At 52.5% G+C, this 26,704-nt stretch carries 21 protein-coding genes; 4 read left to right on the forward strand and 17 right to left on the reverse strand.

The window, feature by feature from the left end; genetic code table 11:
* Positions 1-446 precede the first annotated feature (446 nt).
* From AC50Y3_RS25330 to AC50Y3_RS25345, 4 genes are all read right to left on the reverse strand, one after another.
* Positions 447-1,241 carry an ABC transporter ATP-binding protein gene (locus AC50Y3_RS25330; protein WP_494821500.1) on the reverse strand — a complete coding sequence of 265 codons (795 nt, stop codon included), beginning with the start codon at positions 1,239-1,241 and terminating at the stop codon, positions 447-449.
* A 1-nt stretch (position 1,242) separates the two neighbouring features.
* Positions 1,243-2,166 (reverse strand): ABC transporter permease, encoded by a 924-nt coding sequence (locus AC50Y3_RS25335; protein ID WP_494821501.1) that lies wholly within the window; start codon positions 2,164-2,166, stop codon positions 1,243-1,245.
* Positions 2,167-2,240: 74 nt separating this feature from the next.
* A complete protein-coding gene (locus AC50Y3_RS25340) occupies positions 2,241-3,269 on the reverse strand; it encodes an ABC transporter substrate-binding protein (RefSeq protein WP_494821502.1) in 1,029 nt (342 codons plus the stop codon).
* 132 nt (positions 3,270-3,401) lie between these two features.
* Positions 3,402-4,289: an AraC family transcriptional regulator gene (locus AC50Y3_RS25345; RefSeq protein ID WP_494821503.1), complete on the reverse strand. Its 888-nt coding sequence runs from the start codon at positions 4,287-4,289 to the stop codon at positions 3,402-3,404.
* 153 nt (positions 4,290-4,442) lie between these two features.
* On the opposite strand from AC50Y3_RS25345, the gene AC50Y3_RS25350 reads away from it, so the two are divergent.
* Positions 4,443-6,518: a beta-galactosidase gene (locus tag AC50Y3_RS25350; RefSeq protein ID WP_494821504.1), complete on the forward strand. Its 2,076-nt coding sequence runs from the start codon at positions 4,443-4,445 to the stop codon at positions 6,516-6,518.
* A gap of 92 nt (positions 6,519-6,610) precedes the next feature.
* Here AC50Y3_RS25350 and AC50Y3_RS25355 read toward each other — a convergent pair whose 3' ends face one another.
* The 6 genes from AC50Y3_RS25355 to AC50Y3_RS25380 form a co-directional block, all read right to left on the reverse strand.
* Positions 6,611-7,285 carry a TerC family protein gene (locus tag AC50Y3_RS25355; protein WP_494821505.1) on the reverse strand — a complete coding sequence of 225 codons (675 nt, stop codon included), beginning with the start codon at positions 7,283-7,285 and terminating at the stop codon, positions 6,611-6,613.
* Positions 7,286-7,558: 273 nt separating this feature from the next.
* Entirely contained in the window at positions 7,559-9,451 is a 1,893-nt protein-coding gene (locus tag AC50Y3_RS25360) for an ABC transporter ATP-binding protein (protein WP_494821506.1), read from the reverse strand.
* Positions 9,444-11,192 (reverse strand): ABC transporter ATP-binding protein, encoded by a 1,749-nt coding sequence (locus AC50Y3_RS25365; protein ID WP_494821507.1) that lies wholly within the window; start codon positions 11,190-11,192, stop codon positions 9,444-9,446. Before AC50Y3_RS25365 ends, AC50Y3_RS25360 begins: the two co-directional genes overlap by 8 nt.
* 202 nt (positions 11,193-11,394) lie before the next feature.
* Positions 11,395-12,270 (reverse strand): VOC family protein, encoded by an 876-nt coding sequence (locus AC50Y3_RS25370; protein WP_494821508.1) that lies wholly within the window; start codon positions 12,268-12,270, stop codon positions 11,395-11,397.
* Positions 12,271-12,286: 16 nt separating this feature from the next.
* The gene (locus AC50Y3_RS25375) at positions 12,287-13,114 is read right to left on the reverse strand and encodes a sugar phosphate isomerase/epimerase family protein (RefSeq protein ID WP_494821509.1); all 828 of its coding nucleotides are present in this window, start codon (positions 13,112-13,114) and stop codon (positions 12,287-12,289) included.
* 208 nt (positions 13,115-13,322) lie between these two features.
* Positions 13,323-14,312: a hypothetical protein gene (locus AC50Y3_RS25380; protein WP_494821510.1), complete on the reverse strand. Its 990-nt coding sequence runs from the start codon at positions 14,310-14,312 to the stop codon at positions 13,323-13,325.
* Between the two features lie 204 nt (positions 14,313-14,516).
* Here AC50Y3_RS25380 and AC50Y3_RS25385 point away from each other — a divergent pair, with 204 nt between their 5' ends.
* From AC50Y3_RS25385 to AC50Y3_RS25395, 3 genes are all read left to right on the forward strand, one after another.
* Positions 14,517-15,560 carry a YheC/YheD family endospore coat-associated protein gene (locus AC50Y3_RS25385; protein WP_494821511.1) on the forward strand — a complete coding sequence of 348 codons (1,044 nt, stop codon included), beginning with the start codon at positions 14,517-14,519 and terminating at the stop codon, positions 15,558-15,560.
* A gap of 79 nt (positions 15,561-15,639) precedes the next feature.
* Positions 15,640-16,854, forward strand: coding sequence for a ParB/RepB/Spo0J family partition protein (locus AC50Y3_RS25390; RefSeq protein WP_494821512.1), 1,215 nt, complete (start codon positions 15,640-15,642; stop codon positions 16,852-16,854).
* Positions 16,855-16,956: 102 nt separating this feature from the next.
* The gene (locus AC50Y3_RS25395; RefSeq protein WP_494821513.1) at positions 16,957-17,958 is read left to right on the forward strand and encodes an NAD-dependent epimerase/dehydratase family protein; all 1,002 of its coding nucleotides are present in this window, start codon (positions 16,957-16,959) and stop codon (positions 17,956-17,958) included.
* A gap of 68 nt (positions 17,959-18,026) precedes the next feature.
* Here AC50Y3_RS25395 and AC50Y3_RS25400 read toward each other — a convergent pair whose 3' ends face one another.
* The 7 genes from AC50Y3_RS25400 to AC50Y3_RS25430 all read right to left on the reverse strand — a co-directional run bounded on the left by AC50Y3_RS25400 (position 18,027) and on the right by AC50Y3_RS25430 (position 26,669).
* Positions 18,027-19,865 carry a collagen-like protein gene (locus AC50Y3_RS25400; protein ID WP_494821514.1) on the reverse strand — a complete coding sequence of 613 codons (1,839 nt, stop codon included), beginning with the start codon at positions 19,863-19,865 and terminating at the stop codon, positions 18,027-18,029.
* A gap of 424 nt (positions 19,866-20,289) precedes the next feature.
* The gene (locus AC50Y3_RS25405; protein WP_494821515.1) at positions 20,290-21,243 is read right to left on the reverse strand and encodes a hypothetical protein; all 954 of its coding nucleotides are present in this window, start codon (positions 21,241-21,243) and stop codon (positions 20,290-20,292) included.
* 135 nt (positions 21,244-21,378) lie between these two features.
* Entirely contained in the window at positions 21,379-22,470 is a 1,092-nt protein-coding gene (locus AC50Y3_RS25410) for a glycoside hydrolase family 99-like domain-containing protein (RefSeq protein WP_494821516.1), read from the reverse strand.
* A 37-nt stretch (positions 22,471-22,507) separates the two neighbouring features.
* Positions 22,508-22,654 (reverse strand): hypothetical protein, encoded by a 147-nt coding sequence (locus AC50Y3_RS25415; RefSeq protein WP_494821517.1) that lies wholly within the window; start codon positions 22,652-22,654, stop codon positions 22,508-22,510.
* Between the two features lie 765 nt (positions 22,655-23,419).
* Positions 23,420-24,247: a carbohydrate ABC transporter permease gene (locus tag AC50Y3_RS25420; protein ID WP_494821518.1), complete on the reverse strand. Its 828-nt coding sequence runs from the start codon at positions 24,245-24,247 to the stop codon at positions 23,420-23,422.
* Between the two features lies 1 nt (position 24,248).
* Positions 24,249-25,127, reverse strand: a complete 879-nt coding sequence (locus AC50Y3_RS25425) for a carbohydrate ABC transporter permease (RefSeq protein ID WP_494821519.1) — start codon at positions 25,125-25,127, stop codon at positions 24,249-24,251.
* 105 nt (positions 25,128-25,232) lie between these two features.
* Positions 25,233-26,669 (reverse strand): ABC transporter substrate-binding protein, encoded by a 1,437-nt coding sequence (locus tag AC50Y3_RS25430; protein ID WP_494821520.1) that lies wholly within the window; start codon positions 26,667-26,669, stop codon positions 25,233-25,235.
* Positions 26,670-26,704: the final 35 nt, after the last annotated feature.

Raw genomic sequence — 26,704 nt, forward strand, 5'->3', positions numbered from 1 at the left:
GTGCCGCTTTGGGGTCATTTCTTCCACTGTTAGCGGATATTCCGCTTATGGCGGTGGAAATCATGCGAGAAAGGTTACTTTTTCGCTGCTGCAGGCACTTTAAGCGGAATAGCCGCTAAGAGTGCCGCTTTGGGGTCATTTCTTCCACTGTTAGCGGATATTCCGCTTATGGCGGTGGAAATCATGCGAGAAAGGTTACTTTTTCGCTGCTGCAGGCACTTTAAGCGGAATAACCGCTTAACTTGCCTCATTCGAGCCGTTTCTTCCACTGTTTGCGGATATGCCGCTTATGGTGAGGACAATCATGCGCGGGAAGCTGCTTTTCTTCGGATGCGGGCATGGGGCACGGAGGATAGCGGCCCCTTCCACGCCCCGCGCAAGCCGCCCCACAACAAAAAAGTCGAGAACAGGCTGCATCGCGCAGCTTATTCTCGACTTTAACCTCTCTACCCCAGGACGATCCGATCGTCCGCCAGCTGGCGGCCGCTGATCTGCTCGAATTCGCCGAGCAGCTGTGGAACCGTCAGGTCGCGTTTGCGTGATTCCGGGATGTCCAGAATGATGCGACCTTTATCCATCATGATCAAGCGATTGCCGAGGCGAATCGCCTGTTCCATGTTGTGCGTCACCATCAGCGTCGTCAGCTTCATCTCGCGGACGATCTCTTCGGTGAGCACCGTGATAAGCTCCGCGCGAGCCGGGTCAAGCGCTGCCGTGTGTTCGTCCAGCAGCAAAATTTGCGGCTTCGTGAACGTCGCCATCAGCAGGCTGAGCGCTTGGCGTTCGCCGCCGGACAGCAAGCCGACCTTCGCGCTCATCCGCTCCTCGAGCCGAATGCCTAAACGCTGCAGCTGTTCGTGGAACAGCTTGCGCTTCGCCTTGCTGGCTCCCCAGCTTAGGCCGCGCTTCTTGCCGCGCATGTACGCCATCGACAGGTTCTCCTCGATCGACATCGTCGGAGCGGTACCTGCCATCGGGTCTTGGAAGACGCGCCCGATCCAGCGGCTGCGTTCGTGCTCCGGCAGATGGTGAATCGCTTTGCCATCGATGCGAACCTCGCCGATATCCGGCTTCATCACGCCGGAAATGATGTTCATCAGCGTCGATTTACCTGCGCCGTTACTGCCGATTACCGTAACGAAATCGCCGGGGTTCAGCTTCAGCTGAATGTTCATGAGCGCGATTTTCTCATCCGGCGTTCCCGGATTGAATAGCTTGGATACTTGAGCAATTTCCAACATATTAAGCTCGACCTCCCTTGCTGCCAGCTGTGACGAGCAGCTCGTGAGTTCGTTTCCGGGCCAAAGCCTTCTGCTTCATCGAGCGCCGAACGGTCGGGATGACCAGAGCAGCGACTACGATTAGGGCCGTAATCATTTTCAAGTCAGATGCATCGAAGAACTCGACGCGCAGTGCAAGCGCGTAGATAATCCGGTACACAATGGAGCCGAGAACGGCTGCCAATGTCGCTTGAAACACGGTGCGGAAGCCGAAAATCGCCTCCCCGATGATAACCGAAGCAAGTCCCAGTACGATCGTTCCGACCCCCATGGACATGTCCGCAAAACCCGACTCCTGCGCAATTAACGCACCGGATAACGCAACGAGTCCGTTCGATAGACTCACGCCGATGATTTTGGTCGTATCCGTGTTGGCACCTAGGCTGCGAATCATGCGGGCATTATCGCCGGTTGCACGAAGCGCAAGGCCCACATCCGTATGAAGAAACCCATCCAGCAGCAGCTTAACGAGCAGCACAAGTACGGCAAGAACCGGAATGTACACCCAGCTATTGTCCGAAATAGCGGAGAACAGCGTATCTGTATTCACAAGCGAAACATTCGGCTTACCCATAATCCGCAGATTAATGGAGTAGAGCGCGATCATCATGAGAATACCGGCAAGAAGCCCATTGATTTTGCCTTTCGTATGAAGAAGGCCCGTAATTGCCCCCGCAGCCAACCCGCAGATAAAAGCACAGATGGTGGAAATCCACGGTTCGTAGCCATGCGTAATCATGATCGCCGCAACAGCGCCGCCTGTCGTATAGCTGCCGTCAACAGTCAAATCGGGAAAATCGAGTATGCGGAACGTGATGTAGACGCCGATCGCCATTAAGGCATACAGCAGACCCAGCTCTACCGCTCCGATCATTGATCCTAGCATCGTCAGTGCCTCCTTATTTCGCAAATAAAAAAAGGAGCGAGCGACAGGAACCGCCCACTCCGATTAACCTTTATTTATTTAATAATGTTGTTGTCTTGATCTTTCACTTCGCTCTTCATATCGTCTGTTACCGTGATGCCTTGTGCTTCAGCGGCTTTCAGGTTAAGAATAAGATCCAGTTTCTCCGGCACTGTTACTTTCATATCAGCTGGTTTCTTGCCATTCTTAAGAATTTCAACAGCCATTTGACCAACTTGGTAGCCGTGGTCGTAATATTTGAAGCCTACTGTTGCAAAAGCACCCTTCTCAACCGTATCGCGATCGCTCGAGAAGAATGGGATTTTGTTATCGTTCGCTACTTTAATGATGGAGTCAACGCTGCTTACAACCGTGTTATCCAATGCGATGTAAAGGGCATCCGCACGGCCAACCAGCGATTCAGCCGCTTGGCTTACTTCGGAAGTAGCCGTTACAGGCGCTTTAAGCAGCTTGATGTTATGCTCGGCAAGAGCCTTCTCAGCCAGGTCTGCCATGATAACCGCGTTCGGCTCGCCTTCGTTGATGACCATACCTACTGTCTTCACGTTCGTAAATTTGCTTGCGATAAATTCCATCAGCTGCGTAATCGCGGCAGGGTTTGTGTCCGATGCACCGGAAACGTTACCGCCGGGCTTATCCAAGTTGCTGACGATCTTCGCCGCTAGCGGGTCCGTTACAGCCGCGAACAATACCGGATTTTCTTTCTCTTCTTGTACAACAGCAAGTGCAGATGGCGTTGCGATGCCTAAAATGAGATCGTAATCTTTGGAAGCGATCTTCTGAGCGATAGATAGATTATTGCTGGCATCCGCTTGCGCGTTATTCATATCAACCTTCAGGTTGTCACCTTCTGTAATACCGGCATCCTTCAGTGCTGCCAGGAAACCTTCACGTGTTGCATCAAGCGACGGATGCTCCACATACTGCGAAATCGCGATCGAATACGTTTTGGAATCTGCGTTGTTGCCAGAACCTGACGTGTTGTCATTTTTGGCCCCACAGCCAGTTACCGCTACAAGTGCAGCCGCTGAGATAAGGAGAGAAGCAATCATCTTTTTCTTCAAAATTATTACCCCTTTTCATAAATGTTTGTCTAGTAATCCGTTAACGCACATATGCTTTGACTCGGAAAAGTGCCAAAGTGATTATCCTTATTCTAACGGCGAGGACACAATTTCGTCAATTTATTAAACAAATTAATTGAGTTTCCATTGTTTGGGAGTCGTGCCATACGTTTTCTTGAACAATCGGATAAAATAACTCGTCTCCATCCCAAGCTGCATCGCAACCTTCTCCACGCTGCCGCTCGCACCTCCAAGCTCCTCCAAGAGCTGCACCGCCCGCTTCATTCGGATGCGATTCATGTACTGATTCGGCGTCATCCCATAGCTGCTTACGAATAACCGATGAAAATGCTGAACAGAGTAACCGGACGCTCGGGCCACATTAGTAAGAAGCAATCGTTCATTATAATGGTCATGCATCATCTGAACACCTGCCTTCAATGCGGCATTGCCGTCGCCCCCGGGAGTAACGGATTGCTTCAGCTCCATGTCGCTTTTCCCCCGAATAGCAGTCAACAACAGATCATATGCGCCAAGAGAGGCCTCCCAATATCCGTCTTCACCGCTCACACTGATCAGATGCCATAGCTGTTCGAGCTTTTCCCATAGCTCATCAAAGTTAGTAGGTTTGAAGAGATCGTATTTGTCCTGCTCAGTAGTTGCTTCCGTTTCCGCAGCCATCTCGGATGATCCCATAAGCGTACCCAAGATCACGTCCGCCGCTGCACCCCGGAATGCTACAAAACCAAGCTCCCACTGCCCGCCGGTGACAGAGTGAGGATAATATTCATGGCGCACATGCTCCTTCAGCAGCAATGCGCTTCCGGGCTTCAGCAGGATATCGTCCTCACCCTCTATACAAAATAATCCCGTCCCTTGTCGAGTCAGAAACAGCTGATGGGTCGGGAACCCGTCAGGCCTTACCAAATGCTTCTGCTCATGGCTGCCGATGCAATAGATCGATAGCGGCAATGGTCTCATACGCTGCGGCTGCTCAGCCAGTAGAAAAGGAAGCATCATTTATCCTCCATTTATGTTCAAATTGTCCGATTTATTATTCATTTCGTTCGATGCGAGTTCCGCAATAATATTCTATTATGGAGTTCATACAGACCGCAAACCTAACTTCGCAATGCGTGAATTGTACGATAATATCCAGGAGGATTTCAAACCATGACGACGAAACTGCAAAAGTTCCCCCCAATCAGCAACAAGCTCCCTGCTTTCATGCATGGCGCGGACTACAATCCGGACCAGTGGCAGCATTACCCCGAGGTGCTTGCCGAAGATATTCGACTGATGAAGCTGGCAGGCTGCAATACGATGGCTGTAGGGATTTTCGCATGGGCTGCACTGGAGCCGGAAGAAGGTGTGTTCACCTTCGAATGGATGGACCGCTTGCTGGATACCTTCGCTGCCAATGGAATATTCGCTTGGCTTGCTACGCCAAGCGGTGCGCGTCCGGCATGGATGGCACAGCAATATCCCGAAGTGCTCCGCGTTGAAGCTAATCGCGTACGCAACCTGTTCGGTATGCGTCATAACCACTGCTTTACTTCGCCGGTTTACCGCGAGAAGACTGCCATCATCAATAAGAAACTGGCCGAACGTTATGGGAATCACCCTGCTGTTCTCGGCTGGCATATATCGAATGAATATAACGGCGAATGTCATTGCGATTACTGCCAGAATGCTTTTCGCGACTGGCTGAAAGCCAAATACGGTACGCTGGATGCGCTCAACGCTGCATGGTGGACGACCTTCTGGGCTCACACCTATTCGAATTGGGAGCAAATCGAATCCCCGGCTTTCCATGGTGAATTCCTGGTCCACGCTCATAATCTGGATTGGCGGCGTTTCGTCAGCGACCAAACGGCGGACTTCTGCAGACATGAGGTTGCTTCGGTTCGACCGTTCAATCCCACTCTTCCGATCACAACCAATATGCACATGATCGAAGGGCTCGATTACCGCAAGCTGGCCAAAGAAATCGATGTCATTTCGTGGGATGCCTATCCGACTTGGCATTCAGCCGCCGACGACAGCGGACAGGCGGCATTCTTTGCCTTCTATCACGATTTGTACCGCTCCTTGAAGCGGAAACCTTTTCTGCTTATGGAAAGCACGCCGAGCTTAACGAACTGGCAGCCGGTCAGCAAGCTGAAGCGTCCAGGGATGCACCGCCTATCTTCCCTTCAAGCGGTGGCACATGGCTCCGATTCGGTGCAATACTTCCAGTGGCGCAAAAGCCGCGGCTCCAGCGAGAAGTTTCACGGCGCTGTCGTCGATCATGACGGAACCGAGCATACGCGCGTATTCCGCGATGTGGCCGCACTCGGGCAGACACTGTCCGGCTTGACGGAGGTGCTGGGCAGTGCGACGCCTTCGGAAACTGCGCTGCTCTTCGATTGGGATAATCGGTGGGCGATCAAGGACTCGCAGGGACCGCGAAACGTCGGGCTTCGTTATGAGGAAACCGTCATTGCGCATCATAAAGCCTTCTGGGAGCTCGGAGTTCCCATTGATGTTGTCGGCTCCGATGAGGACTGGTCCAGCTACAAACTAATCGTCGCGCCGATGCTGTATCTGTGCACGGAAGAGACAGGCCGCCGCCTAGAGATGTTTGTGGAGAATGGCGGCACGCTCGTCACGACGTATTGGTCGGGCATTGTCGGCGCTACCGATTTGTGCCATCTCGGTGGTTTCCCCGGGCCGCTGCGTAAGACGCTGGGGATCTGGGCGGAGGAAATCGAAGGGCTGTATGACCATGACCGCAACGGTTTGGTTCTCGCTGAAGGCAATCCGCTGAAGCTCAGCGGTTCGTATGAGTCGCACGAAATTTGTGAGATCATCCATGCAGAAGGTGCGGAGATACTCGGCGTTTATGAAAGTGACTTCTATGCGGGGCAGCCGGCTCTGACCGTGAATCGACTTGGTGCAGGCCGCGCATATCATATGGCGACGCGGCTGAAGGGAGATTTTCTGCGTGACTTCTACGCCCGTATTGTGCAAGAGACCGGCGTGAGCCGTTCACTGGAGACGGATCTGCCGGAAGGCGTGACTGCACAGCTGCGATCGGATGGGGAGCATGATTATATCTTCGTGATGAATTTCAGTGGCAAGGCGCAAATCGTTAAGCTGGATGGACGTGCATACGAGAATCTTGAGAGCGGCGCCGCGGTCAGCGAGTCGGTTCAGCTTGAATCGAACGGGGTTCTGTTGTTGAAGAGGAAATCGCAGGTCGTGTAACTGTAAGTTGTTGAACTATAAACGAAAAAGGCGAGCTGTGAGGGATTCCGAATCCCCCGCAGCTCGCCTTTGTTCATTTCGAAGATTGGACCTTATGCTTCCTGTACTTCGGAACGCCGCCCGCGCTTCTGCAATAAGTAGCCAATCCCAATGACAAGCAGTCCGCAGATGAATGGGAAGACATTGTCCGCGTACTCGGAAATCTTGTGCAGCCCCGACTTCACGGTTTCGCTTTCTTCCAGCATTTCTCCGGCTGTATACCCTAGAATCCCGGCACCCAGGTAGATGAAAATAGGGAACTTATGCAGCAGCGACATAATCAATTGGCTGCCCCATACGATGATCGGAATGCTAAGCGCGACACCCAGTGACATCAGCCAAATATTATTGTTGGCAATGGAGGCAATCGCCAGTACATTGTCCAAGCTCATAATAAAGTCAGCCGTCACAATAATGCGAATCGCTTTCCAGAGGGATTGCGCGCCCTCGATGTCTTTACTTTCTCCATCATCCTTCAACAGCGTTATCGCTACCCAGAACAATAGCAATGCGCCGGCTACTTGGATGAACGGAATTTTGAGCAAATATACGGCAACTGCAGTCAAAACAATCCGCAGCCCTACAGCAGCCATCGCTCCCCACCAAACCGCTCTCTTCCGGTGCTGCAATGGCAAATTACGGCTCGCGAGCGCGATAACAACGGCATTGTCGCCGCTAAGCACGAGATTGACCAGCATGATTTCTGCCAGCAATAATAGGTATTCCATTCCTCAAACTCCTTACGTCAGACTGAGTATCATAGTAGTTGATTGATTATCTCACAGAACAATTCGACTTGTCTATTGACGTTCCAGGCCAAGTTATGGCCTATTATTGCATTTCCTTTGCAAAAATATCACTGTTCGCCCTCTCTCGGAGAGAGGCACAACATTTCGTTTTTCTCGCTTAAGTGGCGAGCCACGCCACACTATCCACAGCTTTACTCACAAACTATCCACATTTCGCCAACATTCTGGGGATAACTGCCATAGTTATCCCCGTTATCCCACTCCGCAGCTCTTCTTCTTCGGAGTTGCGACACCGCCAGTGACGCCGCCCGTTCCCGTGGCAAGCTGCACTGTCCGTCCTTGCGAATGCCGGTAAAGCTCCTCGTAGTAGCCGCCGCGCGCGAGCAGCTCCCTGTGATTGCCTTCCTCAACAATCTCACCCTGCTTCATTACGATGATCCGATCGGCCCCCATAATGGTAGACAACCGATGTGCAATAACCATCGTCGTCCGTCCTTGGGAGACGACTGTCAACGCCTCTTGAATAAGCTGCTCGGAATGCGAATCCAGGTTGGCTGTCGCTTCGTCGAGGATAAGGATTTTCGGCTTGAACACGATGATTCTCGCGAACGAAATCAATTGGCGTTCACCTGCAGACAGCCCGCTTCCCCGCTCAGACAAGCGTGTATCGTAGCCGTCCTTCATTCGCCCGATCAGCGTATCTACGCCAACGAGCTTGCACGCCTCCATGACTTGCTCCCTCGTAATCGTCTCGTCGAACAGCCGGACGTTGTCGATAATACTGCCGGAATAGAGATAAGGCTCCTGCTGCACCAAGCCTATCAACCGGTGAAGCGTCTCCTGCGGCAGATCGCGAACATCGGTACCGTCAATCGTGACGCGGCCTTCCTTCACATCATAGAATCGGCAGAGCAGACTGATGAGCGAGCTTTTGCCAGCACCGGTTGTACCGACGATCCCGATCATTTCACCCGGCTTCACATGCAAATCCAGATGATGGATAACCGGCTGGCCATCCTTATAGCTGAATTTCACGCCGTCAAAATCAATCTTTCCCTTCACAGCCGAATCATCCAAGCTGCGCGCTTTCTCTGCATCCCGCACTTCCGGCACCGTACCGAATATGCCCCAAATCCGGTTCAACGATACCGTTGCGGATTGAAGCGTATTCCACTGCTGCGAAATATTATTGATCGGCTGGAAGAACTGACGAATGTACGTAATAAACGCGAAGAGTACACCGAACGGCAGACTTTCGCCAAGCACCGCATTCCCGCCTAGCCAAGTGACGAAAGCAACGGACAAGTTGCCCATCATTTCAAAAGAGCGGTTAAACAGCACGTTCGTGCGAATCTCCCGCAGGTTGGAACGGAAGTAGAGCCGGTTTTTCTCATCGAACTGCTTCTGCTGTTCTCTCTCTTGATGGAACACTTGGATGATGCGCATCCCCGCCAAATTCTCTGCGACAAAAGCGATTAAGCGCGACAAATTGGTTCTCGCCATCTGATAAGTGACGCGCATATAAGAACGGAATGCAATGGCATTCAGTGCGATGATCGGCAGCAAAATAAGGCAGTAGAGCGTCATCTTTACATTGAGTTGAAACATTAACGCGATAATGAACACCAGTGTCAGGCCGTCACGCAGCACGCTGAGCAGCACTTGCGAGAAGAACTGATTGAGCGACTCCGTATCGCTCGACACATGCGTGATGAGACTGCCGCTTGGCACGCGGTCGAAATACGACATGGACTGCTTCGAGATATGGCGGAACAGCTTCTTGCGAATCGTAGCGACAATCCCCTGCGCGGCCTTTTGAAGCAGATTATTTTGCAAGAAGGTAAAGACAAATCCTGCGATGGAAAGCAGCAGATAAAGGCCGGCAATGAGGAAGAGCGTGTTCGGGCTGCGATCGCCCTTCATCAAATGATCATCAATCGCGATCTTAACCAGGTAAGGCTGCAGCAAATCTGCCGCGATTGCAACGATAATACAAGCAAACACCGCCAAGAAGGTCAATCGATACGGCTTCGCATAAGCGATTAGCCCCTTGTAAGCTTCCTTGTTACTCTCTTTGCCAGGTCCAGGCGGACCCGAAATGTCCGTTCTCGCGTCGATCTGCGCGTTGTGGATTAGTTTAGCCAACGCCGCTTCCCTCCTCCTGAATGGCATGGAGCATGGCATAGATGCCGCCCTGCGCAAGCAGTGACCCATGCGTTCCCCGCTGCACAATCCGTCCCTCGTCGAGCACGATGATTTCATCGGCATGTTGGAGAGCACTGATCCGGTGAGCGATAATAATCGTTGTTTTGTTCTTACGCTTCTTGCGAATCGTATCAATAATAGCGGTCTCCGTAACGGCATCGACGGCGCTTACGCTGTCGTCAAGAATCAGAATTGGCGCATCCATCATCATGCCGCGCGCAAGGGCGGTCCGCTGACGTTGTCCTCCTGAGAGTGTGACGCCTCGCTCGCCAAGCTTCGTCTCGAAGCCATCGGGAAACGACATGATACTCTCGTGAATCTTAGCATGCCGCGCTGCCTTCTCCACTTGGGCTAAGTCTGCGCTGCGCTTGTAGAACGAAATGTTATCCCGAATCGTCGAGCTGAACAGGAACCCATCCTGCGGTACATAAGCGATTCCACCGCGCAAGTTCTCAAGCTTCAAGCTGCGCAAATCCTTGCCGCCGATCGTTACAGCTCCCAGTGGAGGATCGTAGACACGGAGCAGCAGCTTGGTAAGCGTTGTTTTGCCGGAACCGGTTTTCCCTACGATGCCAATGGTCTTGCCCGGTGCCACCTGAAGTGAAATATGCTTAAGCGCCTCTTCCGGAGAATCCGGATATGCGAAGGACAGATCATTGATTGACAACGTTTCGCGCTCCCAATCGACCTCCACCGCAGCAGGCTCTTCTTTAATTTCCGGCTGTCTATTAAGCAATTCGTTCAATCGCTCGACCGATGCGCGTGAACGTTGAATCGTATTGATCACATTTCCGATTGCCTGCAGCGGGTTAACCATCATGCGAACGTAGAGCGTAAGCGCAACGAAGTTACCGAGCGTAATCGTGCCGCCAAGTGCCAAGTATCCGCCGTAAGCCAGTGTAATGATCAGGGATAGTGCCCCAAGAAAAGGAATGAGTGCTTGAAAATAAGACGAGATGCGCACCAGCTTCAGCTGATTGTCCATGATCCGGTCCACTGATTTACCGAATCGTTCATTCATGATGTCCTCTACGGCAAATTTCTTCGTTACACGAATGCCGCCGAACTGTTCTTCCGCAGATTCCGTCATGGCGCCAAGCGACTCTTGCACAGCAAGGGAGCGCTTACGGATATTAGGTCCAATCCGCACCACAACCCATGGAATAAAGAGCAGCGGGGAGATACAAACCAGAATGAGATAAATCGGAATGTCGCTCAGAATCATCATGACGATAACAGATATGATGAGCATCACCGCGTTCGCCGTCTGATTGACGCCCATTGCTATCGATTCTCGAACAGTCGTGACATCATTCATCACATAGCTGAGCAGCTTACCGACACCGTTCTTCGAATAGTACTGCTCGCCAAGCGTGGTGAAATGGCTAAACAGCCGCCTGCGTGTGTACCACTCAAATTTCCGGCCCACATACATAATATGAAACTGCCCGATACCGCCCAGCACCCCGTATGCAATACCGATTAAGAGTAAGATCATGCTGGAATCCCAAACGGTCGCTTTGGTCAGTCCACCTTGCTGAAGTTGATCCGTGAAATTACCGAGCACTTTCGGAAAATAAGCCTGAAAGATATTCGCAACAATGGAAAACGAAACGCCGGATGCGTAGATATACCAGTTGTTCCGTATATACGTCACCAGCAACCCTCGCTGACTTGCCATGAAACCGCTCCTCCCCCTTACCAAAAATTGCATATCCTCACACAAAATTGTGTATACCGTTAACCGTTGCTTGCCCACATAAATCAAGCAACTTGCGCATACGCACGATTATCCAAAAATTGCAATTTTCACACATTTTACTCAGCAAAAAAGCCTCTTCCAGGTAGATGGATAATAGAGGCTTTGCGTCACAACAGTTCAATTAGTGCGGCGCTTGCGATTGAACGATAAGATGGATCGCGATGCCGGACGGGTCGCGTACGATGACCGTGCCGCGGTCGGTTTGCAGAGGTACACTCGCAGCCTGCAAACGTGCGAAGAGCGCCATTTGCGCGGCTTCGGTTGGAAGCACGATTTCAAAATAATCGAGTCCCGGCGCGTTCTCCGGCGTAAGTTCTGCACCGATGCCGGCCCACACATTGAGTCCAATGTGGTGGTGATAGCCGCCTGCTGCGATGAAGAGCGCAGAATCAGCCATTTGAGCGACGAGCTCGAAGCCGAGTACATCGTGGTAGAAATGTTCCGTAGTCGGCAGCTCGGAGACATGAAGATGAATATGTCCCACGGTTGTTCCGGCAGGCAGTCCGCTCCAAGGCGTATCTCCTGCTTCAGCCAGCAAGCCATCCCAGTCGATCCGATCGAGGCCCATGACATACTGCCCCTTCTCATCGCGTTCCCATTCTTCGCGCGGACGATCTCGGTAGATTTCGATCCCGTTGTTGTCAGGATCTGCAATATATAGGGCTTCGCTTACGAAGTGATCAGCCTGCCCGATGTGGATGCCGCTTGCAATGAGGTTGCGCAGCGCTAGTCCGAGCGATTTGCGGTCCGGCACCAGCAATGCGTAGTGGTACAGTCCTGCTCCCGATCGGCGCGGACGCGGCACGGCATTCGGGATTTCCCGCAAATGCAGCAGAGGTGCAGAGCTGTCCTGTGCCCCCAGCTCCGCTGTTCCTTCTCCTTGAGAGAGAACCTGCAATCCTACAACCTCACGGTAGAACGCAAGCGAACGCTCCAAATTACTAACTCGCAAATAGACGATTCCAATTCGGGTTGCGGCATCAATGACAAAGGACATTCCAATCACCTCTTCTCTATAAATATTCCGCTACGATCTCTTTAATCCGATCAAGCCCTGCCCACATGTCGCCGGGACCATCATAGATTAGCACGATTGCGCCGTTAAACTCGGCCGCACGCACGGTTTCTAAGCATTTGAGAAATTCTTCGCGGTCGGGCAATCCATCGCCATCATACTGTGCTTTGGCATGAACGGATACGCTGCGCGGCAAGGTCATCGCAAACTCTGCATATTTGGCAGGTAATGCGAAATTGCCGAAGTCTGTAATGAAATCGGCTGCATCGCCGATGCTCTCCAATAGTTTAACACTCGATGAGCCTGTTGAGGTGAGCGCCTTGAAATTCTCCGAAACGACGCGTACACCTTTGCTCGAGGCATAATGACCAAGTTCGATCAGGCCAGCGGCCGACTTCCGGATCGCTTCATCCTGATCCGGCTTCGCCTCTCCGGCAATGATGCGAATCTGCTTTGCGCCTGCCAGCGATGCGATGTCAATCCATTCACGCATAAAGCGAATGTCTGCTTCGCGCTTCGCTTCGTCCTCAGAGGTTAAGTCGCCGTAATCCAGCAGCAGCGTATCGAAGGACAATGCCGCAGCTCTGAATGCTTCACGCAGCTGTGCTAAATAATCAGGTTCTGTGGATGGAAAATGAAAATGGCAAACCTCTGCCGCTTGGTACCCTCTTCTCGCGAGCTCTGCCGGAAGCTCCAGCAAGGTCAACGCTTGCGGCTGTTCCTGAACTTGCTGCTCATGCTGCCCGGTCTCGGCATTCCACGACGTGAAACGAAGCGGTCCTAACAGACGATGCAAACTCCACGTGCTAATAGATAGATAAGACAACTAGTAAAACCTCCTCATCGAAGCATGATAAAATGAACACGGAATGTCTACATCGTATCATATTACGGATGATTTACCAATTTCGGGAAGGCAAAAACATCTATCATTTTTTACATATGTACTTGCAACCACCACTACTGATGCATGGTTGCATGCAAAACAGGCTACGATGAAATTTCCATCATAGCCTGCGACTCTGACATTCTTTTTAAGAAGGCGTATACGACAGACTGGCGCTAAATGAGAGTTGCGTGATATCCGCTGCCGAGGGATCTGTCGATTGCAGCGTCCTTATCCGAATCCCAATTCGATCACCTGCAGCCACTACTAATGATCCCACATTGATATTCGTTGCGGCACGGAAAGTGCCCGCTGTAATAATATTATTCGGAAATCCGAATCGAAGCGAACTGGTTAGCGGAGTGGTCACGTAAGGTGAAGCACTGTGATCAATCCCGTTATTAGGAACCGATGGTGCGAGGAATACTGTGAAATCATATTGAAGGCCGAGGGTATTTATGGAAACCACGGAAGCAACCAATAGATCAGCGCTGATTTGCAAATTCTGAACGGTACCCGCAAACGGAATCGGAAAAGCAAATCCGCCTGCTTCCGGCGGCATCGTCGATTCTCCGGAACCGTCAATGACTTCAACCGTGTGACTACCAAAGCCCATTAATATTGGAGCTGCCGATACTACTGTTGCACCGCTTATGATGATCCCCGTCGAAAATGGAATCAATCCTCCAGCTCCCGGAGCTCCTGTTGATCCTGTCGGTCCTGCTGGTCCTGCAGTTCCTGTTGCTCCTGCCGGCCCCGCTGGTCCTGCAGTTCCCGTTGCTCCTGCCGGCCCTGCTGGTCCCGCAGCTCCTGCTGCTCCTGCCGGCCCTGCTGGTCCTGCTGGTCCTGCTGGTCCTGCCGGTCCTGCTGGTCCCGTTGCCCCGGCAAGCCCTGCTGCCCCAAGTGCCCCAGCCAGACCTGCCAGACCTGCAGGTCCGGCCTCACCGATGGCTCCGGCAAGTCCCGCTAACCCAGCTGGTCCAAGCGCTCCTGCAAGTCCTGCGGGTCCTGCTGCTCCAATTGCGCCTGCAAGTCCTTGAAGCAATTGCGCCCCTTCTGCCGGAGGTCCCGGAGGTCCTTGGGGCCCGCGCGGTCCTTCCGGTCCCGGAGGACCTGGAGGACAGTTATGTTTACCCATATAGTCTCGTCTCCTTATTTAGTAAAGTAAAGCTGTTTCATCATATTCATCATCCGGCAAATGGATGGGAGTAGTTGCCTACATATCTGAAAATGGGTGGAAATTAATGTCTATTTTTCCATACTAGTATGTTGTTGTCCCTATCAAAAATACCACTCCGGCATTTAATAGTAATAGTGATCAAAGACTGGGAGAGTGGATAGATTGGAGAGTCAACCGTTAGTAGGGATTTTAGTAACCGAGAGAATCAACAGAAAAAGTATTTTGAAGCTCTATCAGCGGTATGACAAACTGAACATGAAGCTTTTTGCCTTTACCCCGTCGGATATTGATTGGAAGGAACAACGTATCCATGGACTTAGCTTAAATAAGGGCTTATGGAAACAAGGGCTGTTTCCTTTTCCTGATGTCGTCTATAATCGCAGCTTCAACAAGAAAACAATCACCATTCAACGCCTGGAGAACGTGATTGGCACGAACAAATGCTTTAATAATATCAACTTTTTTAACAAATGGGATCTCTATACCTTATTGAAACAGTCACCACTTAGCCCCTATATACCAGACACCTATCTATACAATGATGTGAGCGTATCAGAGCTAATAGAGAAATATAAAATCGTATATATTAAGCCAACGTATGGTTTTAAAGGGAAATCCGTCTATCGAATCGAGCAAACGACTACAGGGGATAAACATATCTCCTTGAATGCCTTAGCTCCAAAATATATTTGCAGAGCGAATGAGAGCATCGCGAAAAAGTTAGATGAGCTTCTCGGATCAGAAAACTATATGGTTCAACAGGGAGTTAGCATACGTCAACTAAATCATCGTTATTGCGATATTCGGGTTCTGGTTCAAAAAGACATTCGGGGTGAATGGACGGTATCCACCATCGCATGCAGAGTGGCCTACCAGGATTATTTCAATACGAGTGTTTGCGAGTTCATTTATGATGCCGCAGAAATTTTCCACCTCTTATTTAGCCCTGAAAAGACAAACGAGATGCTTCAATCCCTTCATGAGATAAGTGCAGCGGCTGCGCAGCTGGCTGAAACTCATATGGGTTCACTGGGCGAATTGAGCGTCGATTTCGCTTTAGATGACGCAGGAAAGCTATGGATTATCGAACTAAACGGAAAACCCCAGAAAAGCATGTTCAACGACCTTCGTTGGTTTAAAGACAAAGCCATCCTCTACAGCCGACCGCTGGAATATGCCTATTACCTCGCTCGATCTGAGCGATAATCCTTGTGTTCTCTTTTTCACAGAATGGTTCCTGGTATATAATACGGGTGACTCTTACTGTGAAGATAGGAGAAATTATATGGATATTATTCAAATTGCGACTCATCTTATCGATGAAGATACCGACCAGCCGCGCTATCAGTTTGATGAAGAAGCGCTTCAGGAGCTAATGAAAAGCATCGAGGAGATTGGCCTGCTCTCCCCGATTAAAGTGCGTACGACCCCAGGCGGACGATACAAAATCATTTACGGCAACAGACGTTACAAAGCGAGTAAAATGCTCGGTAAAGAGACGATTCCCTGCATCGTGTCGACGGTGACCGATGAAATGGAGATTTATCTGGAGCAGATCGCGGAGAATCTAACGCGCGAGGGCTTCTCGCCGATTGAAGAAGCAGAAGCCTTCCACAAGCTCATGAATGAATCGAAATTCAACAGCTCGATTAAATACCTCGCCGGCAAGCTCGGCAAGCCCGAGAGCTATATTAAGAACAAATGCGAGCTGCTGAAGTTCGGAAATTCCGTGCGGAAGCTGATTGTCAGCGGCACGGAAATTCGGGAGGGCAAGCTGACCGAAGACCAGCTGCTGCCGGTTAAGGATCTTCCGATTGAGCATCGCGATCCGCTTGCGCTCATTATCGCCCGCGACGCACTGCCGGTCAGCGATGTGAAGAAGATCGCTAAGCTGTTCAAGGATAAGGAAATTTCGTCCGGTACGAAGGACAAGCTGCTGTACAAGAACGGGCATGAGCTGCTGCAAACGTGGTCCACTGTGCAGCAGAACAAGGCGGAGCGCGAGCGCGCCGCCGAGCTTGCGGCGGAGAAAGCGGAGCTCGCGGCCGAGGCGAAGGCCGAGCGAGCGCGGCGTGCGGCGGAGGCTGCGGCCGAAGCGGAGGCGCTGGCTGCGCGAGGCGCGGCGCCGGGCGCTGCGGCTGCATCCGCAGGTGCGACTAACACAGGAACGGTATCAGCGCCGGTGGCCGCGAGCGGATCTGCCCTGAGCTCGGCTCTGGCTGCGGCCGTGAATGCAGCCGGAGCCGAGCTCCTCGGCGGCAGCACTGCCGCAGCTGCAGCAGTCGGTTCAGCTGCATATTCAGCCGAGGCTGTCCTCGAAGAAGCGCGACTGCTATTGTCGACGCTTCCGATGCCCGTCAGTCTTCCGGATGAAGCAGCGCCGGAAGCGGATTTGCACGCTTTTGTCGCGGGGGTCGACCAGCTCTTGGCTCTTCTCGAACAGCGCACCGAAGCATGGCGTTCCCTTCGTGAGCTCGCTGCCGCCCGCGTTCATGGTTGATTGGGCAGATTAGGATTGCCAATCGAACAGCCTCCTGTGGTACTATTAGCAGGAGGTTTTTTCTTCACAGGATTAAAGACAAGAGAGTGAGGATGTTTAGACATGAGAGTTGTTATCCTAGGCGGTACCGGCAATATCAGTACAAGCATTGTTCGTCTTCTGGTGGCACAAGGCCACGAGGTTACTTGTTATAACCGCGGTCAAAGCAGTGTTGAACTGCCTGCCGGCGTGCGCGTCATCAACGGCGATCGTCAGGAACGCGACAAATTCGAGCAAACGATGCAGCAGGAGAAGTTCGATGCGGCCATCGATATGATCAGCTTTAACCGTGAGGATGCCGAGAGCAGCATTCGCGCCTTCCGTGGCGTCCAGCATTTTGTCCAATGCTCGACGGTTTGTACGTATGGCGTGGAGTACGAGTGGATGCCTGTTACCGAGGATCACCAGCTTCGTCCGATCAGCGGTTACGGTCAAGGTAAAGTTGATGCCGACACGGCACTAATGGAAGCTTACCACCGCGAGGGGTTCCCGGTTACGATTCTAAAGCCGTCGACTACATATGGTCCGCAAAGCGGCGTTCTGCGCCAAGTGGCATGGGACTTCTCTTGGATCGACCGTATTTTGAAAGGCAAACCGATTCTCATTTGCGGCGACGGCAAAGCGCTGCACTCCTTCATGCATGTGGATGATGCAGCAAAAGCATTCGCAGGCGTACTTGGCAAGAAGCACTGTCTGGGCCAAACCTACAACGTGGTACCGCGCGGCTTTACGACTTGGGAGCAGCAGCATAAGCTGGCCATGAAGGTACTTGGTCGAGAAGTTGAACTTGTAGGTGTACCACTGCAAACGCTCAAATCCATCGATGCAGGGCGTTTCGGCATTTGCGAAGAAATTTTCGCGCACAACGACTACTACAGCTCCGAGAAGCTGATGCGCGATGTGCCTGAGTTTGTTCCAACCGTTTCCCTTGAAGAAGGGATGCGCCAGGTGTTCGAAGTGATGAAGCAGGAGAATCGCATTCCGAACTCCGACAACGAGACTTGGGAAGATGAAATTATTGAAGCGTATCGCGGCGCTTTTGCACCGCTTGCCGCTAAAGCATAATAAAACAGGCGAAATCCCCGAGTGAATGCTCCGGGACTTCTCCTTTTTTATGCATACTATTTGATTAACTAGGCGAGTTGGGTGATAACAAGATGCGCTGAAACTGGCCTTGTTCCTCCGGCGACAGGAGTTATGGTTAGTGCCGTGGCATTGCCAGCAGGATTCCTTACAGTGAGTATGGAGTTGGCAGCTACCGTTTGCACAAGAGCCATTCCTATTATTTGAGAAGTGCCCGTTGCTCGCCCGACCACCGTATAAGGTAGCTCTACGTTATTGAGTGACAAATCCAATTGACCCGCTTCGTCCACGCTTACCTGAAACAGCACCTGATAAGTGCCGGCTGCAGATAAGTTAAATGTACTGGGACTCGTTCGGGCAATAGCAGTCCCACTGGACGGACCATTCTGCGGAAAACTTACGTCTGTACCAGGAGCAACCGTCGCTGCATTGTCGGAAGGCATCAACGCATAAAAATCTGCAAAGTTCAATACTGCGTTGGCGCCGGTTGCTCCGGTTGCTCCTGTTGCTCCTGTTGCACCTGTCGCTCCGGTCGCCCCTGTTGCTCCGGTTGCTCCTGTCGCCCCTGTCGCTCCTGTTGCTCCTGTTGCTCCTGTTGCTCCTGTTGCTCCTGTTGCTCCTGTCGCCCCGGTTGCTCCTGTTGCTCCTGTTGCTCCTGTCGCCCCTGTTGCTCCGGTCGCACCGGTAGCTCCGGTCTCACCTGTCGCTCCTGTTGCTCCTGTTGCTCCTGTCGCTCCGGTCTCGCCAGTCGCCCCGGTCGCTCCGGTCGCTCCGGTCGCCCCTGTTGCTCCGGTCGCCCCGGTCGCCCCGGTTGCACCTGTTGCTCCGGTTGCTCCTGTTGCCCCGGTTGCTCCTGTCGCACCTGTCGCCCCGGTTGCTCCGGTGGCCCCTGTTGCTCCTGTTGCTCCTGTTACACCTGTCGCTCCTGTTGCTCCTGTTGCTCCTGTCGCTCCTGTTGCTCCTGTTGCCCCTGTTGCTCCTGTTGCCCCGGTCGCTCCTGTTGCTCCTGTTGCTCCTGTCGCTCCTGTTGCTCCGGTGGCCCCTGTCGCTCCTGTTGCTCCTGTTGCTCCTGTCGCTCCTGTTGCTCCTGTTGCTCCTGTCGCTCCTGTTGCACCTGTCGCCCCGGTCGCTCCTGTTGCTCCTGTTGCACCTGTTGCTCCTGTCGCTCCGGTCGCCCCTGTTGCTCCGGTCGCCCCTGTCGCTCCGGTCGCCCCTGTCGCCCCGGTTGCTCCTATCGCTCCGGTCGCTCCGGTCGCTCCGGTTTCACCTGTTGCACCGGTCGCTCCTGTCGCCCCGGTTGCTCCTGTCGCCCCGGTTGCTCCGGTTGCCCCTGTCGCCCCTGTCGCTCCGGTGGCCCCTGTTGCTCCTGTTGCTCCTGTTACACCTGTCGCACCTGTCGCTCCGGTAGCTCCTGTTGCTCCGGTAGCTCCTGTTACCCCGATTGCCCCGGTCGCTCCTGTCGCCCCTGTCGCCCCTGTCGCTCCGGTCGCCCCTGTTGCTCCTGTCGCCCCGGTCGCTCCTGCTGCCCCGGTCGCTCCGGTAGCCCCGATAAATCCCTGCAATCCGGTTGCTCCAGTTACTCCATTTACTCCAGCTAACCCGGTTGCTCCTGTCGCCCCGATAGCCCCGGTTACCCCTGTCGCTCCGGTAGCCCCAATAAATCCCTGCAATCCGGTTGCTCCAGTTACTCCAGCTACTCCAGCTACTCCATTTACTCCAGCTAAACCGGTTGCCCCTGTCGCTCCGGTCGCTCCGATTACTCCTGTTGCTCCGGTAGGCCCTGTTGGACCCGTGTTTCCTGTCGGTCCTATTGGTCCACCTGAAGGACCAGTCGCCCCTGGTAAACCAGTAGCTCCGGTGGCACCGGTAGCGCCAGATAACCCTATCAATCCAATCGCACCTCTAGCACCTGTTGAACCTGTTGAACCTGTTGGTCCTATTAAACCTGTATTTCCTGTTGCCCCCCTGACACCAGTTGCTCCCGTTGCACCTGTTACTCCTGTTGATCCTGTTGCACCTTTGACACCCGTTGCTCCCATTGGAGCATTTACGATTATTTTAGGAGGAGGGCACCTTACGATTTTCCTTTTCTTAACGACGTCCTTTTTACATTTGTCTCTCTTTTTTGGACGACCTACTTTACAATTTTTTCTGTTGGATTTATGCATCTATATAGCCACCTAGATTTCCATTTTGTTCATATTATGGAGTTTGTCTAGGTCGGTGTTCTGCTTGGGTGCCAATATAAAAAAATGTACTCATATCACAGGTCGAGTTATTCATCTTCCAACACTCTCTTGTAGTTAAGCTGGATTAGTCGAGCAATAGTCGGTCGAGCCCGATGGCACTGATCAGCATGCGCTCTTTCTTGCTGCCCAGCAGCTGTTGGGTCCAATCGACGTAACCGCCATCGCCAATATAATGAACCTTTCCGCTGATGGTCGTTTTGATTGTGAATTGAAGTCCCTTGTAGTAGGCGTTGTCTGATGGCTCACTGTTCAAGGTGACTGTTAGCTCCGGTACTTGCTCCTTGATATGTTGAATCAGGCGGCTGTTCAGTCCTTCAGCATCCGTGTAACCAGGGCGAGCATTCATGATGATCTCGATCTCCGCTCCTCCGAATCGTGCTCGGAACATCTCACGGTACACCGCAATATGCTCCCATACCGCCTGCTTCTCGAAGGAGTAGGAGCCGCTGTCCTTCCCCGACGTGACCATCGCGTAGAGGCCAAAATGCGGCAGCATCCCAGGTGCATCCAGGAATTTCTGTGCCCTGACATGGCGATGCGTCGTGCAGTAGCGCAGCAGCTCCGGTGCGTTGGTGAGGTCGCCGGACTTGATGCCGTCCGCGATGTAGAGCGCAAGCAGGTTCGTCACATCGGCGACGACCTCGGTGCCTCGGAGGGCGGAGATGATTTTGTTCTGATCCGCCGGCGCCACGATGGAGCAGGAGCCAAGCGGCGCAACGGGCGACAGCTGCAGCGGCGCGTAAGCTTGCTGCTGCGCGATCCGCAGCAGATCGAGCTCCAGCTGCTTCAGCATTAGCGGATCAACGACCGCCGGCTTCACGAAGCGGTTCTCCTTGTAGCTTCGCAGCAGCTCGCTTGGCTGCCGTTTGGCGGCGCGCTGCCTGAACACTTCTAGCAGCAGCGTGCTGAAGTCCGAGCCGGACATGCGCTCAGACAACACTTCTACAAGCTCCTCTTGCCCCAGTTGGCGGAGAATTCGCTTGAGCTCGCCTCGATCGGGTTTATTTTGCGTAGACATGGCTTAGCTCCCCCTCACAAATGTTTTTAAAAACGAGTATACTCCACATTGAGATCAAATGGGAATGAACTAAACAGAAAATTGCAAAAAAACACGATTCCCGAAGGAACCGTGTTTTCATCGCGTTTGTGGAGCTTACTTGCCAAACACGTTGCGAATTGCTTCTAAGTACTTCATGCCATGAATCGTGTCCGGCTCCAGATAGCCGCCCTCGGTCCACTCGTTCCATGCATAAATGGTGAATAACCGCGTGTCGAGGTTGGACTCATCGAGATAGTCTTTCACCTCTTGAAGATTCGCCTCGAACGCCTCGGGAGTATTGCCGGTCAGGATTGGTGTGTACGGATATTCACCGCGCACGAGCGGAATATCTTGTCTGCATCGCGGCGAAGGGTCCCAGCCCATCGTCGAATTGGGGTAGTAGGGAACCTCGAAAGCATCGCGGAACTCCGGCCATTTGGCGACCGCCTCTGCAGCACAATCCGCGTATGGTGAGTCTGGGAACGATGCCGGCTCCACATGGTGGACCCACACGTAAGAAGTAACGCTATCTATGCTTAACGTGCGGATCAGCTCATTCGTGTCAGGTCCGATGATGTCACGATTGGCCTCGTTCAACCCCCACTCCACCAAATTGAGATGGAGCTCGCCGCAGCCGGCTTCACGTGTTTTCTCACGGAAGGACTGGAGCGCATCTCTCGTTTCCGCGATGCCGCCAAGCCCTTTGATCAGGGTATGGCACTCGTAGATGGAGAAGTAGAGTTTACCTTCGATTTTGAGAAAATTAGGCTCGTTAAAATAGCGGATAATTAAATAGTCCGTCATCGCATCAAACCGCTCGCGCGACACCTCATTATGATTCGCCCACATGATGCCGAAACGCAGCCGGTCGCGATTAGCCGCCTGCAGGAAACCATCCTCAAGCGCGCGATGCAGGAACGGCCCTTCGCCGCCGCCCAAATCCCAATACCAATCATAGATAAAGGAAGTGATGCCATGATCCGCGGCTGCATCAATTTGCTTCTCCGACACTGCAGGATCGGACTCGTCAAGCTCGCCCCAGAGCGGCACCTTCGGCTGCTCATGCCCCGGGAAAACCGGCTTCGCCACCCGAAGCGAAGGCCATTCCGTCCAGCCTTCCCCTTTGGCCGCCTCATTCTTCGGATCCGGATGCCACTGTGGAAAATAGTACACCGCTACTTCGTACGGTTGGTTATGCTCTGCCATAACTAAACATCGCCTCCTGCGAATATACTAGTCGCGCTCATGGCACGCCTGTTCTAGCTAAAAGTTCCGCTGGTCCGCTCATGTAGATCTCCTGCTGCGCTTCTTGCTCCGATTTGACCTCATTCTCGCTAATGTAGATCTCGTGGTGCACTTCTTGCTCCGATTTGATCTCATTCTCGCTCATGTGGATCTTCCCGTGTTCTTCTTGCTGCGATTATCAGCAACTGAAGGGTAACTAGTACCACTCTTCATTACTTATCAACGCTTTCCCGTCAATGTGAGGTAACTGGTACCTCTCTTGATCTCTTTTCGCCGCTTTCCCAACAATGTGAGGTAACTGGTACCTCCCTTGATTACTCTTATCCACTTTTCCACTAATGTGTTGCTCTCAGAGTTACTCTTTCACTCCAACAGCTACTTTTCCACTAATGTGTTGCTCTCAGAGCTACTCTTTCGCCCTAACTGCCACTTTTCCACTAATGTGTTGCTCTCGGAGCTACTCTTTCACTCCAACTGCCACTTTTCCAATAATGTGTTGCTCTCAGAGCTACTCTTTCGCCCATTCTGCTACTTTCCCATTAATGTGTTGCTCCTTGAGCTACTCTTTCACCCGTTCAGCCACTTTCCCGTAACTGTGTTTCTACCTGAGCTACTCTTTCGCCCAACTTGCCACTTTCCTGTGAATGTGTTGCTCTCTGAGCTATCTTTCACCTATTCTGCCACGTTTCAGTAAATGTGTAGCTCTCTGAGCTACTCCCCCCCACTTCTACTGCGGTTTGCGCAGTAGCTCAACAAGGTTTGGGGCATTCCAACGCGATCAGCGCAGCAACGCAACCGGGCGGCATCCCAACGCGATTAGCGATGCAGCAGCCGGCATAGCAACCGGCATCTCGCGATTAGCGAACATCCCAGCGGCAAGCGGCATCCCGCTTCACCGCGACCAGCCGCCCTACCCCTTCACCGCTCCTGCGGTCAGGCCGCGGAGCATGTACTTCTGCGTGAACGCGAACAGGACGACGAGCGGCAGCACCGCCAGTACGCTGACGGCGAACACGGGGCCGTAGTTGACGGATTGTTTGTTGAACATGAATTGGACGATTTGCGGCATGAGGGTCATTTTTTCCGGCTGGTTGAGGAAGATGAGCGGGGTCAGAAAATCATTCCATACCCCGTACACATTCGTCACGATAAACGTCCCCGTGGCCGGCAGCAGCAGCGGGAAAATAATCCGCCAATACAGCCGAAATGGCCCGCAGCCGTCTAAGCTCGCCGACTCCTCCAGCTCCCGCGGAATCGACTTCGTAAATGCCGCATACAGAAACGATGCGAACGGGATGAAACCCGCCGTGTAGATAAGCACGAGCAGCGTATGCGTATTCATCAAATGGATATCGACCGCCATCGTAAAGAGCGGAATGAGCGAGCCCATCGTCGGAATAACCATCCCGGAGAGGAAGAACAAGTAGGCGAAGCGAAACAGCTTCTCCTGCCTGCGCGACAGCACATAACCCGCCATCGAGGCTACCAGAATGGTGAGCCCAAGCGCACCTGCCGTAACGAGCAGCGTGTTGGATAACCCGCGGAAGAACGCCATATCGGTGAAGGCCGATTTGTAATAGTTCAGATATAAGCTATGAGGCAGCTCATAGGGTTTGAAGAAATAACGCGGCTCCTTGAAGCTCATCTCCACCAGGAAGAAGACCGGGAACAAGAAGCATAAAGCAGCTATAAACAACAGTACCTCAAGCACAATCGAGGGCCTCTTATTCAGTCCCATGCTATAGCTCAACCTCCCTGCGCCGCGTGATGCTGAGCTGAATGATGGTTACGATGATAATGAAGACTGCCAGCACAATTCCCGCAGCCGTCGCATACCCGTAGCTCTGATTCTTGAAGGCCGCGTTATAGACAGCCAGAAACAGCGTGTACGAGGACGAGCCCGGCCCGCCATTCGTCAGCAAGAAAGGCAGATCGAACAGGCGAAGCGCACCTACGATGGTCAGAAACAACACGATCGTCACAGACGGCATCAGCATTGGGAAGGTTATCATGCGGAACAAGGCAAACCCTTTCGCGCCTTCCATATCCGCAGCCTCGTAAATATCTGCCGGTATCGCTTGAAGGCCGGCGAGATAGATCAATGCACAATACCCGATGGCCTGCCACTGCGTCAGCAGAATAATCGTCGGGAATGACGTATACACCGTGCCTAGCCAGTCCTGCACATTCGCCTCGCCAATGATGGGCTGCAGAATGCCGTTGATAAAGCCGTCATATTTCAGCAGCTCGCCCCATACAACCGAGGTAACAACAAGGCTGATAATGACCGGTAAATAGAAAGAGGTACGCAGAAAGCCGCGTGTCCGAAATTTTCGATTGAGCAATACTGCCAGCAATAGAGCCAGCGGATTTTGTACGACGAGACCAAACAGAACCATTTTGAGCGTATTCTTCATGCCATCAAGCATTTGCACATCCCGAAACAAATACTTGTAGTTGTCGAGTCCGATATAACGCGGTGCTTTAATCCCGTTCCACTCGGTGAAGGAATAGTAGATGCTCTGCAGAAACGGATAATAGAAGAACATGCCGAAGATGGCAAGCGCCGGCACCAGAAACAAGCAGGCGATCCAATATTGCTTGCGATTCAAACTCATTTGACTTCACCTACTCAGGTTGGACTTTGTAAAACACGTTCAGCCTTCCGGCTGAACGTGTTCATCATACTGTGGATGCTGCTGCGTGGTTAGCATTGCCCATGCTTATTCTGCCGGTGGAGTTACAGTCGCTTTGTCTTTCTCGAAGCTGCTTTGCGCCGCTTTCAGATCATCCGGGTTGAATTTAATACCGGATACCACTTTAGTGAGCAGATCAAGCATGTTTGTTGTCGCGCTTGCCGGAATGTAGCTTGTAATGTTCGATGTCACAACCGTGCTGTTCGCAACCGCTTCTTGAACGGCATCCATAGCCGGGTCATCGTATTTCACCGTTACATCGGTGAAGGAAGTAAGTGCGCCGTCACCTTTCATGAACGGGCTGATAATGTCTTGCGTCGTCATGAGGTTAATCAAATCTTTGGACTCCTGCAGCAGTTCGGTCTTCGCATTAATACCGAGCGCTTCGTTGCTGCCGAGTCCCATTGCTACTTTGCCTTCGTCATTCGCAAGCGGGAAGTAGCCGATATCGAACGGTTCGAAGCCGCCTTTGGCGATGTTATCCGCATTCGCACCGGGCATCCACGGACCTTGAACGATCATAGCCGCTTCGCCGGAAGCGAACATTTGACCGGATTGCGGCCAGTCGATGCTGATCGCGTTTTTGTTGAAGTAGCCTTTGGATTTCATCGTTTCGAAGTTGGTATATACCTTCTGGATAAGCGGATCTTCGTTGAGCTTCACTTCGCCGTTGTAAATTTTCTTGCCAAGCGTTGGGTCGGCCAGCTGATACGAGCTCATCCAATTTGTGAAGAAGAGCTGCGCTGTCCATTGATCCTTGAAGCCGAGCGTAATCGGCGTTTTGCCGGCACCTTTGATTTTCTCAGCGGCGTCGAACAGCTCTTGCGTTGTTTTCGGAGGATTAATGCTAAGGTCGGAGAAAATCTTCTTGTTATACCAAACGCCGCCGCCAATGGACAATCCCATTGGTACGCCGAATGTTTTGCCGTCTGCGTGGGTTTGGAAATCCTTCTGGCCGCCGTCGTTCAGACGCGGAACCCATGGCTCGGCGGAGAGATCAAGCAGATTGCCGGATTTCGCAAAATCCACCCCTTGGTAGAACACGACATCCGGTGCGGAGCCCGAAGCGAATTGCGCCTTCAGTTTGTCAAAGTAAGTCGCGCCTAGCACGACATCCCATTGAATCTTCGCCTTCGGATAAAGCTTCGCGTAACCCTCTTCAACGGATTTCTTGAACGCCACCATATGCGGGCGATCATCCAGGAACCAAGCGCCAACGCGGATTGTAAACTCCTTGTCATTGGCAGCCGGTGCAGCTGCATCGTTGGTAGCTGCATCATTTGTAGCCGCTTCGTTCGTGCTGGTATCATTCGTAGCAGCCGTATTCGTACTCTCATTAGTCGTCGTTGCACTACTGTTGTTCTTCGCCGTATTGCCCTCGTTGTTGTTTGAATTGCCGCAAGCTGACATGACCGTTGTCAGAAGCAGTACACCCGCCAGCGCTGATAGTCCTTTGAGCTTCATTGCCACAACACCCTCTTTTCATTTCTGTTATCTCA

It is taken from the genome of Paenibacillus sp. J22R98, assembly GCF_059383835.1.

What these genes read in the sequence shown, in the direction of transcription:
- AC50Y3_RS25365 (WP_494821507.1), bottom strand. Translation starts at nt 11,192, where the DNA reads ATGGCAAGTCAGCGAGGGTTGCTGGTGACGTATATACGGAACAACTGG.
- AC50Y3_RS25420 (WP_494821518.1), bottom strand. Translation starts at nt 24,247, where the DNA reads ATGGGACTGAATAAGAGGCCCTCGATTGTGCTTGAGGTACTGTTGTTT.
- AC50Y3_RS25430 (WP_494821520.1), bottom strand. Translation starts at nt 26,669, where the DNA reads ATGAAGCTCAAAGGACTATCAGCGCTGGCGGGTGTACTGCTTCTGACA.
- AC50Y3_RS25425 (WP_494821519.1), bottom strand. Translation starts at nt 25,127, where the DNA reads ATGAGTTTGAATCGCAAGCAATATTGGATCGCCTGCTTGTTTCTGGTG.
- AC50Y3_RS25415 (WP_494821517.1), bottom strand. Translation starts at nt 22,654, where the DNA reads ATGAGCGAGAATGAGATCAAATCGGAGCAAGAAGTGCACCACGAGATC.
- AC50Y3_RS25405 (WP_494821515.1), bottom strand. Translation starts at nt 21,243, where the DNA reads ATGTCTACGCAAAATAAACCCGATCGAGGCGAGCTCAAGCGAATTCTC.
- AC50Y3_RS25350 (WP_494821504.1), top strand. Translation starts at nt 4,443, where the DNA reads ATGACGACGAAACTGCAAAAGTTCCCCCCAATCAGCAACAAGCTCCCT.
- AC50Y3_RS25355 (WP_494821505.1), bottom strand. Translation starts at nt 7,285, where the DNA reads ATGGAATACCTATTATTGCTGGCAGAAATCATGCTGGTCAATCTCGTG.
- AC50Y3_RS25345 (WP_494821503.1), bottom strand. Translation starts at nt 4,289, where the DNA reads ATGATGCTTCCTTTTCTACTGGCTGAGCAGCCGCAGCGTATGAGACCA.
- AC50Y3_RS25390 (WP_494821512.1), top strand. Translation starts at nt 15,640, where the DNA reads ATGGATATTATTCAAATTGCGACTCATCTTATCGATGAAGATACCGAC.
- AC50Y3_RS25335 (WP_494821501.1), bottom strand. Translation starts at nt 2,166, where the DNA reads ATGCTAGGATCAATGATCGGAGCGGTAGAGCTGGGTCTGCTGTATGCC.
- AC50Y3_RS25370 (WP_494821508.1), bottom strand. Translation starts at nt 12,270, where the DNA reads ATGTCCTTTGTCATTGATGCCGCAACCCGAATTGGAATCGTCTATTTG.
- AC50Y3_RS25380 (WP_494821510.1), bottom strand. Translation starts at nt 14,312, where the DNA reads ATGGGTAAACATAACTGTCCTCCAGGTCCTCCGGGACCGGAAGGACCG.
- AC50Y3_RS25330 (WP_494821500.1), bottom strand. Translation starts at nt 1,241, where the DNA reads ATGTTGGAAATTGCTCAAGTATCCAAGCTATTCAATCCGGGAACGCCG.
- AC50Y3_RS25395 (WP_494821513.1), top strand. Translation starts at nt 16,957, where the DNA reads ATGAGAGTTGTTATCCTAGGCGGTACCGGCAATATCAGTACAAGCATT.
- AC50Y3_RS25410 (WP_494821516.1), bottom strand. Translation starts at nt 22,470, where the DNA reads ATGGCAGAGCATAACCAACCGTACGAAGTAGCGGTGTACTATTTTCCA.